The sequence below is a fragment of the Rhizobium sp. SG_E_25_P2 genome, assembly GCF_029892285.1.
Classification (GTDB): domain Bacteria; phylum Pseudomonadota; class Alphaproteobacteria; order Rhizobiales; family Rhizobiaceae; genus Rhizobium_E.
This window is the reverse complement of sequence record NZ_JARXVM010000013.1, coordinates 151,593-164,396: the sequence shown is the minus strand read 5'-3', so window position 1 is coordinate 164,396 and position 12,804 is coordinate 151,593. Positions and strand designations below refer to the sequence as shown.

General features: G+C 60.9%; 11 protein-coding genes and 1 pseudogene. 7 read left to right on the top strand and 5 right to left on the bottom strand.

Going from position 1 to position 12,804, the window contains the following annotated elements; all coding sequences use genetic code 11:
- Positions 1–2: 2 nt before the first annotated feature.
- Positions 3–2,444 (bottom strand): DEAD/DEAH box helicase, encoded by a 2,442-nt coding sequence (locus tag M2360_RS18295; protein ID WP_280776687.1) that lies wholly within the window; start codon positions 2,442–2,444, stop codon positions 3–5.
- Between the two features lie 213 nt (positions 2,445–2,657).
- Here M2360_RS18295 and M2360_RS18290 point away from each other — a divergent pair.
- From M2360_RS18290 to M2360_RS18280, 3 genes and pseudogenes are all read left to right on the top strand, one after another.
- A pseudogene (locus M2360_RS18290) lies at positions 2,658–2,825 on the top strand (DUF736 domain-containing protein); the annotation flags it as partial.
- A 300-nt stretch (positions 2,826–3,125) separates the two neighbouring features.
- Positions 3,126–3,287 (top strand): hypothetical protein, encoded by a 162-nt coding sequence (locus M2360_RS18285; protein WP_280776695.1) that lies wholly within the window; start codon positions 3,126–3,128, stop codon positions 3,285–3,287.
- A gap of 293 nt (positions 3,288–3,580) precedes the next feature.
- On the top strand, positions 3,581–3,754 hold the full coding sequence (locus M2360_RS18280) for a hypothetical protein (RefSeq protein ID WP_280776686.1): 174 nt from the start codon (positions 3,581–3,583) through the stop codon (positions 3,752–3,754).
- A 66-nt stretch (positions 3,755–3,820) separates the two neighbouring features.
- Here M2360_RS18280 and M2360_RS18275 read toward each other — a convergent pair whose 3' ends face one another.
- The 4 genes from M2360_RS18275 to traC all read right to left on the bottom strand — a co-directional run bounded on the left by M2360_RS18275 (position 3,821) and on the right by traC (position 6,853).
- On the bottom strand, positions 3,821–4,129 hold the full coding sequence (locus tag M2360_RS18275) for a WGR domain-containing protein (protein ID WP_280776685.1): 309 nt from the start codon (positions 4,127–4,129) through the stop codon (positions 3,821–3,823).
- A gap of 295 nt (positions 4,130–4,424) precedes the next feature.
- Positions 4,425–6,338, bottom strand: a complete 1,914-nt coding sequence (gene traG, locus M2360_RS18270; RefSeq protein WP_280776684.1) for a Ti-type conjugative transfer system protein TraG — start codon at positions 6,336–6,338, stop codon at positions 4,425–4,427.
- Positions 6,325–6,540: a type IV conjugative transfer system coupling protein TraD gene (locus tag M2360_RS18265; protein WP_280776683.1), complete on the bottom strand. Its 216-nt coding sequence runs from the start codon at positions 6,538–6,540 to the stop codon at positions 6,325–6,327. Before M2360_RS18265 ends, traG begins: the two co-directional genes overlap by 14 nt.
- A gap of 4 nt (positions 6,541–6,544) precedes the next feature.
- The gene (gene traC / locus M2360_RS18260; RefSeq protein WP_280776682.1) at positions 6,545–6,853 is read right to left on the bottom strand and encodes a conjugal transfer protein TraC; all 309 of its coding nucleotides are present in this window, start codon (positions 6,851–6,853) and stop codon (positions 6,545–6,547) included.
- Positions 6,854–7,107: 254 nt separating this feature from the next.
- Between traC and traA the strand changes: the two genes are divergently transcribed.
- The 4 genes from traA to M2360_RS18240 are packed head-to-tail and all read left to right on the top strand — an operon-like array spanning position 7,108 to position 12,778.
- Entirely contained in the window at positions 7,108–10,434 is a 3,327-nt protein-coding gene (traA, locus tag M2360_RS18255) for a Ti-type conjugative transfer relaxase TraA (protein WP_280776681.1), read from the top strand.
- Positions 10,431–10,994, top strand: a complete 564-nt coding sequence (gene traF / locus M2360_RS18250) for a conjugative transfer signal peptidase TraF (RefSeq protein ID WP_280776680.1) — start codon at positions 10,431–10,433, stop codon at positions 10,992–10,994. The genes traA and traF overlap by 4 nt, the downstream gene beginning before the upstream one ends.
- On the top strand, positions 10,984–12,147 hold the full coding sequence (locus M2360_RS18245; RefSeq protein WP_280776679.1) for a conjugal transfer protein TraB: 1,164 nt from the start codon (positions 10,984–10,986) through the stop codon (positions 12,145–12,147). The genes traF and M2360_RS18245 overlap by 11 nt, the downstream gene beginning before the upstream one ends.
- Positions 12,148–12,163: 16 nt before the next feature.
- Entirely contained in the window at positions 12,164–12,778 is a 615-nt protein-coding gene (locus M2360_RS18240) for a TraH family protein (RefSeq protein ID WP_280776678.1), read from the top strand.
- Positions 12,779–12,804 lie beyond the last annotated feature (26 nt).

Below are 12,804 nucleotides of genomic sequence, written 5' to 3'. Positions count from 1 at the left end.
CCTCATTCGATCACATAGCCCAGCGCGCGATAACCCAATCGTCGCTTTGCGGCCATCCGGGCCAGCACCGGAACGGTGCTGTCGACATAATCGACGACCAGGACGTCCCGCTTTCCATCATGCTGACGATGCAGACGGCCGACATACTGCGCCAGAGTTCCCTTCCAGGCGATCGGCATGGTCAGGAACAACGTGTCGAGCCGGGCGTCATCGAAGCCTTCCCCGATATAGCGGCCTATCGCAAGTATCAGGCGCTCATCATCATCCGCGACATTCAAGGCCGTGTTGGCCTGCTTGCGATCCTTCGCCGACATGCCGCCGCGTAGCACCACCAGATTTTTCACGAACGGCGAGAACTTCTGCTGCAGATAGTCGAGGTGATCCTTACGCTCCGTCAGCAGGATGGGCGAACGTTTGGCCTCGAGGGATTTCAACACGTCATCGAATATCAGGTCATTTCGGCCTTGGTCCTGCGCAAGGGCCGCATAGATCGCTGGCATTGACGGGCGCTCTGCCGAGACGAGTGACGCTGGCAACTCAAACTTCGTCGAACGGTCGCGGGCACGGTGGCGAATACCACGCTCGGCAGCTTGAACTCTTGCATCGACCCGATGGCGAACGGGGCCGCATTGCATGAAGATGATCGGATGATGACCGTCCTTTCGGGCAACGGTGGCAGATAAGCCGACGACATATCGCGCCTTGGATCTGCGAGCGACAAGTTCAAAACTTGCAGCGGACAGATGGTGGCACTCGTCGACAATCAGATGACCGTAATTTCCCACGATGTCATCGACCTCGCCATTGCGAACCAGGCTTTGGATCAGCGCCACATCAACGATCCCTGTCGGCTTCCTTTTCCCGCCACCGATGATGCCGATCTGCTTTGGGTCGATGCTCAGGAAGGAACTCAGACGCTCTACCCATTGGGTGAGAAGCTCTCTGCGGTGAACAAGAACCAGCGTGTTGCGGCTCCGATGCGCTATGAGTGCAGCTGCGACAACTGTCTTACCGAAGGCAGTCGTGGCTGCGAGCACGCCGTTATCGTTGACGACAAGGGCCTCAAAGGCTCGCGATTGTGGCCGTCGCAGTTCCCCTTGGAACGAGACGCCGGCGGGTAGAGCCTCTCCATCTTCGCGGAGATCCTCCAGAATGGCGGTCGCGCCATGGCTCCTGATCAGCTCTACAGTTTCGTCGAAGCAGCCTCGTGGCAGCGCGACATGGCGTGGGTGAAGTTCGGCACATGAGATGATCCGCGGCTTGCCGAATGTCGGCAATCGCAGTGCTTGTGCGCGATAGAATTCCGGGTTCTGGAATGCTGCCAGGCGCACGAACTGCGCAATCAGCGCGGACGGAAGCTCGGTCCTATCGATGTAAACCTGGTCGGCGATCACGACCTTGATGCTTTGCGGGATCGCAGCCTCAATTCGCCGCGGCTCGCTACGACGTGACGGCAACATCTTCCACGGCTCATCGGCATGTTCGTCATCGACTGGCATCCGGACGCCCAAGACCCGCCCCGACAATTCGGCTTCGTCGGCAATCCTGAAGACTTCGTCCGCCGACAACCTGGGTAAAGACGACAGGTATGCCCACTGGTCATCGTAGGGTTGCAGGTCGCCATCGACAAAAACGCTGTTTCCATTTTCGCGGGCTTTCCTTTGCAAAGGAAGCGCGATCAGATTGCCGAAGCCGCCAAGTGGCATCGTATCCTGGTTGGGAAAGAAACGGTCGTAAGACGTGAAGCCGATCTCGGGGCGGTTCTCCATCGTCTCTGTTATCAGCGCGGCCCCCAGTTGTCGGGCGATCTTCGCGGGAACGGGTTCGGAGAAGAATATCCAGACATGGCCTCCGTTTCCTGACCTCGACCGTTCGAGGGCTGCGGCAATCCCTTTTGCACGACAGGTTGCCAGCAACGCTCTGGTATCGTCCGCCCAGCTTTCCTTGTCGAAGTCAGCAGCAAGGAACCAGCATGTTTCGTCTTGCAGCAATGGATATACGCCGGCAACAAAGTCGCTTGACCGGGCATCGCCACCACGAAGGTGCTTTTCGATGATGTCCTCGGAATACGGGATGAACGCTTGATGGGGGCAGTCCCCACATTTCACCTTCGGCTTGCCGCAGATTCCTTTCGCCCACTCGTTGGAACAGGATGGCGAATAGCCGGTGCGTCCATCCTTTCTATTTTCCCATCGCACCGGAAAGACATCAGGGCGCCCGGCAAACAGCTGCCGGAATAACTCCACCTTCTCCATCGACGGTGAGCTGTTGGTAACAGGGGCATCGGCGAAGGCTGGCTTCTCGGCGGCAACCTGGCTATCGGAAATCAGCTGTTGCTCAAACGCTTCCAGCTCACGCTCAAGCGCGATCCGCTCGTCATTCAGATCGGCTAACCGCCGTCGAATGCGCGCAATGTTCTCCCAAGCATCATTCTTTTCCGCCAACTTTGCAGCTTTCGCCTAAATGATCCTGCGGACCAGCATAGGCCAAAGACGTCCGTATTTTAAGACGCACTATCTATCTCAGCGGCACAGAAGGCTCCGGAATTATGCGGAGTAAAATCCACCGCAAACACCGGCTAAAGCAGGCTTCAGCGACCAACACTCCGCAAAATCCCGCTCTCTGCATAATCTACGTTATGCGGTGCACCGCATAATGTCGAGCTGGGTGCGGCCTGGCAGAAGCGCTCCAGCGAGAGCGACCGCGACTACCTCTCGGTCAAGCTGGACGACCCGAGCTTCCCGGCCCCGATCTACGCAACGCTCACGGAGGTCGAAGGCGAGGACGGCTATCAGTTGATCTGGTCCCGCCCCAACCGGGATTGAGATCCCCACCGAGGCCCCGCCGCTTAAGGCGGGGCCAACTGGCCGCTCTGAGTAAGCAGACAACGGGCGTCGAGCCCGTTGTCTGCTTTTCGGGTGCCATACGGAGAGGTGGGGTCTGCTCAAATCGAGCCAATCGTGCCGTGGAGCCGGATCAGCGTCAAGGATGAGCGGTTCCCCCAAAATGCTGACGCATTTCGGCTCCCCCATTCACCGCCGCTGGTGGTCGCATCCGCGATCCTTGACCCTGACCCACCACCCCGCCGGCGGGCGTCATCTTTCTCAAACGTCAAGGAGATGACGATGATCGAACAACAAATCGAAGAACTGCGCCTCGAGCTGAACGCCTGCATTGAGCCCACTGAGCGCCGCCAGATCGAAGCCGAGCTCGAAATCGCCCGGGCCGAACTGATCGTGATGCTGGCCGAACAGGACGGTTCCATCGAGGCCGAGCCGCCCTTCTGAGGGCGGCATATCACCAGGGCTACCAGTCCGCCGCCATCCACAGCAGGGAGAGGAGCGATCCGCCGCAGCTTTCCTTTCGATCTCCTGTCATCGACATGGGGATGCTGCATCCCGTCCGTCGCGCCGCAACCTGCCGGCGCCAGAATTTTCCCCGCCGTGCGGCGGCTCCTCGCGTGCCAAAATTCAGGCACCGGCAGGTCCTCCACTGCCGTTTCGGCCGTTCAGGTGCGTCCCTCCTTGTCCGACATGCGGTTGATCCCCGCGATAACAGCATTTCGAAAGGAGAAAATACCATGCAACAGCTCGCTCAGTTCCTCGCGGCCACCGGCCGCCGGCTCCGCGCCCTCGTTAAGGTGATCTGTCACTTCTTCCGCAAGGGAAAGCTCGGCCTGAAACTGGCCGTCAAGGTCCCGTTCTTCGTCGAGATCGAGGCGTCGTTCGAAACCGACTGGAACCGGCGCGAATAGCGCGCCAACCGGGGGCGGCTTCGGCAGCCCCTTTTTCGCCAATTGAGAGATCGGGGTCGACTGGGGTCAGCTCTGCGAATATCGGAGCGTTGTTGCTGGCTGATAGCCCCGACCACGTTTTTGCTTCAACAGATCAAGGAACAAGCGAACCGCTTCCTCTTCCCGTTCGAAAACATGCTGTTTCTCCTGGCCGCGTTTGCCGATTCTTCCCCATCGCCGGGTCAGGCAGGCCTCTCCGAACATCGTCTGCTCGATCTCCATGGCATAATACCGCGCCATGTTCTTGGCTGGATCTGTTCGTTCTATATAGAGCTGGTAGGGTTGCGAAATCATGCCGGCATGATCGTCACACAGCGCCGCCACGTCCAACGACATATATGAATCCAAAAGGTGCGACCGATTCATTCTGGTGAAGAATAGCGTTCGGGCGAGGCGCAGAGGCGCACGGCTCTAGTCGCGCTGCGACCGGAGCCCGCAAGCGGTCTCCGCCCCGCGGGGTCACGATCCTCTCGCTGCAGACGCATTGCCGAGCCTGACATCAGCGACTGGTTGTCGCCGTAACGTCGCATGGCGCGCTGTATTGGCAACATGAAGGGAGGACAATACGCCTCATTCTGACGCCAGCGTTGAGCAGCGTCAGCACGCGATTAGCCTGCCCCAAGGTCGGCACTTAATACCGGTGAAACCGGTTGTCGCCAGCGCATGCCTTCATGTCATCGCGCCGGAACCAGATGGCTCGCCCGCATCGGAGCGGCGCATTTCCTGCGGTGAAGACGATCTGTTCGTCGGCACGCATGCGCAGGACTTCATGGGGCTGGATGAGTGGCCTGGCAGCGAGTTGCTTCGAGCGTGTTCGCGATGATCCCTTTGCCTGGAAGTTGCGGCTGACCTGGTCGATCTCGACCGTGGTCATGCCGCAGCGTCGGGAGATGTAATCTGCGGTCTCGGGATCGTTAATCGCGGCAAACGAGATCCAGCTGGCACTCTCGAACCATTTGCTTGCCGCGTCGCGGCCGCCATAGGTTTCGCGCATCTGGCCGATCGACTGGTAGATCATCGTCAGCGTGATGCCGTATTTGCGTCCGGCGTCGCGCGCGGTCTCGATGATCCGCATGTAGCCGAGGCGGGCAACCTCATCGAGCAGAAACAGCGCGCGCCCCTCTATTTGCCCGTCGCGATTGTAGATCGCGTTCAGAAACGAGCCGATTATGACCCGCGCAAGACCGGAATGGGTCTCCAAGGTCTTGAGGTCGATGTTGATGAAGACGTCCGTGTTTCCCGCCGCGATGTCGCTAGTCGCGAATTTCCTTCCCGACACGAGGGCGGCATAGTTCGGATAGGAAAGCCAGTGTGTCTCCTTGACCGCGTTGGCATAGACGCCGGAGAAGGTTTCCGGCGTCATGTTGACGAAGGCTGCGACATTTTCCTTCACGAAATCCGAGCCCGAATTGTCGTAGATGTCCTGCAGCCGTTTGCGCAATGTCGGCTCTGGTTCGGAGAGGTTCATGCGCACCTGCCGAAGCGTCTGGTCCTTCTCTTCCGCGTGACCGGACAGGCAGACATCGGCAATCAGCGCCGTCAGCAGTTGCAGCGCCGACGCGCGGAAGAAGTCGTCACGGACACCGCGCGCGCCGCCGCTGTCGCTCATGATCCATGAGGCGACCGAGGCAATATCCTCTTCCTTGGTTCCGCCGAAACGTCCGACCCAATCAAGGACATTAAAGCCGATGTCCGACTTCCTCGGATCGAGAACGAACACGTCCCTTCCCGCTCCGCCGCGATGTGCAGAGACCATCGGCGCGACCTCGTTCGATGGATCTAGCACGATCAGCGTGCCGCCCCATTTAAGGGCTGTCGGGATCGTCACCGACGTCGTTTTGAAACCGCCGGACCCGGCAAAGACGATCCCGTGCGACGAACCGAACGAGCCATCGAAGCACAGCAGCGGCGACTTGCCGCCGGCGCCCCACGTCTCCGCACTGTCGGCGCGAAACGCTCGGGCACCGACACTGTCTTTGTCGACACGATAGCGCTCACCGATGACGATGCCACCAGTATCGGGAAACAGCTTCGCCGCCTCTGTGAACTTCATCCAATCCGCTTCTCCATGGAGCGCCCGCTTGCCCTGAATGCGCCTCGGCTCGGCCCTTGCGAACGCCGCATTGCCGATGAGCACAACGCGGAGTGCGAAGCAGGCACACATGAGTGCAGCGCCCGCTCCGATCGCCGTTGCTGGATCGAGATAAGCGAAGACCGACTTGTCGGCGTTGAGTGCCTTCGAGAAAGCCGCAAGGCGCATCGTCTCGCGAATGACCGCAATCAGGATCGTCCCGCAGCATCCGGCAAGGACCCCCCAACCTGCCTGCTTGATGTTGATCGCGCCGGCGGTCGCGAACAGCAACAGAACTCCGATCGCGCTACTCACCACATAGGGCAATGCGATGCCCGCCCGCCCCCATGCCACTCGTGCGGCCTCGGTCTTTCCGAAGCTTGCAAGCCATTGTTCGATCCCGGTCATTCCGATGACGGTCAGGATCATCAAGGCTGTTGGGACGATGACGAGCGCAATCCTATTGATCGTCATTGTCGAATGCCTCCACGCCGAGTTTGGTGAGCCTGGATCGCTCGCCATCATCGCCCTTGATGCGGCGGGCGATGTCGATGAGCGCCCCCAGCAACAGCGCGCGCTTCTCGTAGCGCAGCCCGGCTTTGACGATCAGGCCGCCGAGCTGGATCTTTTCGCGCGTATCCTTCTTGCGGGCGTCGGATGTCATCGTCCTCGCCATGCGTTCAAGCCTCGCCAGCGCTGCCCGCGCCCGGGCCAGACGCGTCCGCCGCGGTCGATGCCTGTCCGCTGCTGTCGCCGGAGCCCTTCTTCCCTCCGGTCGTAGCGCCCTTTTCTCCCCCTTGGCCTCCGCGAAATCGTTTGGTCAGTTGCTCAAACGCTGCCTGAAGCTCCGCCTCGTCGATTTCGATCTCGCCAAGGCCCGCCTTCAGCGCAATCCGGCCGATCCGTTCCGCTTCTCTCGTCTCGGCGAGCTTGAGCTGTTCCTGCAGCTTGGCGATTTCATCACGGATTTTCGAGGATGGCTTCTTCATGTCCGATCGTCTCCTGGGTGAGAAAGCTTGTCTTTCCAACCCAGTTTTTCGGAACAGGGTGCGGAACGCACTACTGTGAATCCTACAATCGCCAAGGGCGATGCTTTCGGGAATGATCCCGGCCGTTCCGAAGGAGCGGCTTCCAAGGGCGCAATTATACGTCGCTGGCGCGGCGTGTTGCTGAGAGAGCCTGGCGGGGCCGCCGCTCCCGACGAACGCATTGATTTCGTTCGCAACCGAGAGAGAACTCCGCCGTGGCCGTCCCTCACTTCTCCGTCAGCGTCGTCGCTCGTGGTTCCGGCCGCAGCGCCGTCCTGTCGGCGGCCTACCGGCACTGCGCCAAGATGGAGTTCGAGCGGGAAGCCCGAACGATCGACTACACGCGAAAGCAGGGGCTCCTGCATGAGGAGTTCGTGATCCCTGCCGACGCGCCGGAATGGCTTCGTTCGATGATCGCCGACCGGTCGGTGTCCGGGGCGTCCGAGGCCGTCTGGAACAAGGTAGAGGGGTTCGAAAAGCGATCCGACGCGCAGCTCGCCAAGGACGTGACCATTGCCCTGCCGATCGAGCTGACGGCCGAGCAGAACATCGCGCTCATCCGCGACTTTGTGGCGGGCCACATCACCGCGCAGGGCATCGTCGCGGACTGGGTCTATCACGACGCGCCCGGCAATCCTCACGTCCACCTCATGACCACGTTGCGGCCGCTGACCGAAGACGGTTTCGGTTCGAAGAAGGTCGCGGTGCTCAGCCCGGATGGCAAGCCAATCCGAAATGACGCCGGCAAGATTGTCTATGAGCTTTGGGCCGGTAGCGTGCAAGATTTCAATGCGTTTCGCGATGGTTGGTTTGCCTGCCAGAACAAACATCTGGCGCTTGCCGGCCTGGATATCCGCATCGATGGTCGCTCCTTCGAAAAGCAGGGAATAGAGCTAGAGCCAACCATTCACCTCGGTGTTGGCACCAAGGCTATCGAGCGCAAGGCCGAGCAATCCGACCACAAGTCGGAGACCTCGACTCCCAAACTCGAACGCATCGAGCTTCAGGAGGAGCGCCGCAGGGAGAACGCCCGCCGCATCCAGCGCCGTCCGGAGATCGTGCTCGACCTGATCACCCGGGAGAAAAGCGTCTTCGACGAACGCGACGTCGCGAGGGTCCTGTATCGCTATATCGACGATGCCGCGCTGTTTCGAAGTCTGATGGTCCGCATTCTGCAAAGTCCGGAAGCGTTTCGGCTCGAACGCGAGCGCATCGACTTTGCGACCGGTATTCGGGAACCCGCGAAGTACACGACGCGGGAGATGGTCCGACTTGAAGCCGAAATGGCCAATCGCGCGATCTGGCTGTCGGGAAGCACCTCGCACGGCGTCCGTGAGGCGGTGCTGCAGGCGACCTTTGCGCGCCATTCCCGTCTGTCGGATGAGCAGCGAACGGCAATCGAGCATGTCGCTGGGGCCGCGCGCATTGCCGCTGTCATCGGCCGCGCCGGCGCCGGCAAGACCACGATGATGAAGGCGGCGCGCGAGGCGTGGGAGGCGGCCGGCTATCGTGTTGTCGGCGGAGCGTTGGCTGGCAAAGCCGCCGAAGGTTTGGAGAAGGAAGCTGGCATTGTTGCCCGCACGCTGTCGTCGTGGGAACTGCGCTGGAACCAGGGTCGTAACCAGCTCGATGAAAAGACCGTCTTCGTACTCGACGAGGCCGGCATGGTGTCGTCGCGACAGATGGCACTGGTGGTCAAAACCGTCACCAAGGCTGGGGCAAAGCTCGTCCTTGTCGGCGATCCGGAACAGCTTCAACCGATCGAAGCGGGTGCCGCCTTCCGTGCGGTCGCCGATCGGATCGGCTATGCCGAACTCGAAACGATCTATCGTCAGCGCCAGCAATGGATGCGCGACGCTTCGCTCGACCTAGCGCGCGGCGACGTCGGGAAAGCGGTCGATGCCTATCGTGCACATGGGCAGTTCAGAGGGTTGGACCTCAAGGCGCAGGCGGTCGAGAGCCTCATTGCCGATTGGAACCACGACTACGATCATTCGAAGACCAGCCTGATCCTCGCACACCTTCGCCGCGACGTCCGAAAGCTCAACGAGATGGCCCGCGCCAGGCTGGTCGAGCGCGGTATCGTCGCAGACGGTTTTGCGTTCAAGACAGAGGACGGAACCCGCATGTTCGCGACCGGCGACCAGATCGTGTTCCTCAAGAACGAGGGCAGTCTTGGTGTCAAGAATGGCATGCTCGCAAAGGTGCTTGAGGCTGCACCCGGCCGGATCGTTGCCGAGGTTGGTGAAGGCGAGCACCGGCGCCAGGTCACGATCGAGCAGCGCTTCTACAACAACCTCGACCACGGCTATGCGACGACGATCCACAAAGCCCAAGGCGTTACCGTCGACCGGGTGAAGGTGCTTGCTTCCCTCTCGTTGGACCGGCATCTCACCTATGTGGCCATGACGCGCCATCGTGAGGATCTCGCCGTCTACTACGGCAGTCGCTCCTTCGCGAAATCCGGAGGCCTCATCCAGATCCTGTCGCGCCGGAACGCCAAGGAGACGACCCTCGATTACGAGAAGGCGTCGTTCTACCGCCAAGCCTTGCACTTCGCGGAAGCCCGCGGCCTGCACCTCATGAACGTCGCCCGAACGGTCGCTCGCGATCGCCTCGAATGGACCGTCCGGCAGAAACAAAAGCTCGCCGACCTCGGCGCCCGTCTAGCTGCCATCGGAGCGGCACTCGGGCTGGTCCGCGGCAGCACCAAACACTCCATCCCGGACACAATCAAGGAGGCCAGGCCCATGGTATCAGGCATCACCACTTATCCCAAATCGCTCGACCAGGCTGTCGAAGACAAGCTCGCCGCCGATCCCGGCCTCAAGAAGCAATGGGAGGATGTCTCGACCCGCTTCCAACTCGTCTACGCGAAGCCGGAAGCTGCCTTCAAGGCGATCAATGTCGACGCCATGGTCAAGGACCAGTCGGTCGCGCAGTCCACGCTGGCAAGGATTGCCGGCGAGCCAGAGAGCTTTGGCGCACTTAAGGGCAAGACCGGTCTACTCGCGAGCCGTGGCGACAAGCAGGACCGGGAAAAAGCCATCGCCAACGTGCCGGCGCTCGCCCGAAATCTTGAACGTTACCTCCGTGAGCGGGCCGAGGCCGAAATCAAACATGAGACGGAGGAGCGCGCGGTCCGGCTCAAGGTTTCGGTCGAGATCCCGGCACTCTCACCATCTGCCAAACAAACGCTCGAACGCATTCGTGATGCGGTTGATCGCAACGATCTTCCGGCTGGCCTCGAATACGCGCTCGCCGACAAAATGGTGAAGGCAGAACTCGAAGGTTTCGCAAAGGCGGTTTCCGAACGTTTCGGGGAACGAACCTTCCTGCCTCTGGCGGCGAAAGACACTGATGGCAAGACATTCCAGACCGTCACAGCAGGGATGACGGCCGGCCAGAAGGCGGAGGTCCAGTCCGCGTGGAATTCCATGCGGACGGTCCAGCAACTTGCCGCTGATGAACGAACGACGGAAGCGCTCAAGCAGGCCGAGGTGCTGCGGCAAACCAAGAGCCAAGGGCTCTCGCTGAAATGACCGGGGCTGCAACCCGCCGGTCGATGACCACGCAGCAACGACGAGCCATTGTGGTTCTGTCGATGGCGGCGGTGGCCGCCATCCTGCTGGTGGTGACTGCCGTCGCCGGTGGTTACCGCGTCAATCTGACACCGAGCGAGCCCCTCGGCCTGTGGCGCATTGTTCCGCTCGATCGTCCCGTTGCTGTCAATGACCTGGTGTTTATCTGCCCACTGGCAACCGCGGAAATGGGGGAGGCGCGAGCGCGTGGCTATCTCCGTTCCGGTTCCTGCCCGGGCGGCGTTGCACCGTTGATCAAGACGGTGATCGCCGTCGCAGGACAGCATGTCGAAATCGGCGACAGCGTGAGCGTGGATGGACGGGTGGTTTCCTCTTCCAGTCTCGCACTACGTGATGGAAAAGGCCGGCCGTTAACGCCCTTTCCGAGCGGCATCGTACCGCCAGGACATGTCTTCCTGTATTCCGCATTCCCCGGCTCCTATGACTCCCGATATTTTGGCCCGGTGCCGATCTCCGGTATTCTCGGGCTGGCGCAGGAGGTGTTCACCTATGTGCCGTGATTACCTGCGGCCGGCGCTGCTGATCTTCGTTTCGATCGCAATCGGCGTGGTGGGCTGGAGCGGTTACGTGTTGCTTCTACCCGTTGCACTGGGGTTCCCGGTTTTGTGGTCGATCGCGCGAACGAGATCAGTTGCGGCACTTGTCTCCACCGGATATTTCCTGGCCGCGTCCCGTGGTCTGCCACAGGGTGTCGCCGCCTTCTATTCGTCCGATATCTGGCCAGGCCTGCTACTCTGGCTGTGTGCATCATTGAGCTTTGTCACGGTGCATACCTTGCTTTGGACGATGAACGCGCGCACGCGTCCGTTTCGCTATCTCCTCGCAGCCATCATCATGTCCATCCCGCCCTTCGGAATCACGGGCTGGGCGCATCCCGTCACAGCCGCGGGTGTTCTGTTTCCGGGATGGGGATGGTGGGGGCTCTGGTTTTTGACAGCTGGCCTTGCAGGCCTCGCAACCCGCATCTGGCAAGCTGTCGCCATCGCCTTGACTGGCTTTTGGCTGTGGTCCGCCGTTACCTGGACTGACCCGAAACTACCGGAAGCCTGGCGCGGCGTCGATCTGGAATTGGGCGCTTCGCTCGGTCGGGAGGCCGGACTCCATCGCCAGCGTGACATGATCGCATCGGTGCGTGCTTCCGCCGACGGTGGCGCCCGCTACGTGGTGCTGCCCGAAAGTGCGCTCGGTTTTTGGACGCCGACCGTTGAGAGGGTTTGGACAGGCGCCCTTCGCGAGGGTGATGCGACGGTCATCGCTGGCGCCGCGCTGCTCGACGCCGAGGGCTATGACAACGTCCTCGTCGCGATCGACGGGAAGGGAGGCCGCATCCTGTATCGCGAACGCATGCCGGTTCCCGGTTCGATGTGGCAGCCATGGCGATCCTGGTTCGGGGAGAGCGGCGGCGCCAGGGCGAATTTCTTCGCGAACCCTGTCGTCTCGATCGGTGCCAGCCGGGCAGCGCCGCTGATCTGCTACGAACAACTGATCGTTTGGCCGATCCTCCAGTCCATGCTCCACGATCCCGATCTCGTCGTTGCCGTCGGAAACGGATGGTGGACCGATGGGACGTCGATCGTCGCCATTCAGCGCGCCGCTGCCACCGCATGGGCAAAGCTCTTCGCAAAACCGCTCGTCATTGCCTTCAACACCTGACGGCCCAGGAGAAACCATGCTAGACGCCGCCCTGATAAAAGAATGCGCAGACACTTCCCTCAAGCCCGCGATCATCGAGCAGTTCGTGATGGCAGCGGGCTCTGATGATCCCCTCAATGTCACCGTCAAATCGGGCGGCCGACTGATCCTCGTTCCGAAAGCGGCATCGGCCGAGGAGGCGATGGCGATCGTACGGCAATACGCTGGCCAGGCGGTGGTTCGCGTTGGGCTGACCCAGTTACCCGCAGGCGTTGGCGTCAAGGAAGCGACCGACCTGAAGCCCGATTTGGTCGACCCCTGCCAGAACCTGCGCAAAGGCACGGCGATGTTTGCCAAGGTCCTCAGGATCGTCGCGAAATGGTATGGCAACCCCACGAGCAAAGACGTCTTCCCGCAGATTTTCGAGGATGCGGTTTACGCATGGAAGACTGGTGAGTTCGAGGGCGTGAGCGTGTTTCAGGTGGAGGACCCCGGTGGTGCTAGTCCGATCGACCAAGCAAATGCCGTGGATAGGCACGCAGGTGCTCCCGAACATTCCGATGCCGACGCTGATCTGAGTCAGGTGCCCGACGGCAATCTCGGCACCGCGGGGATACGGATCGATCTATCTCGCATAGGCGGCGCCAAATGAAGTCCATGAATTGGAAGTGCGGTACA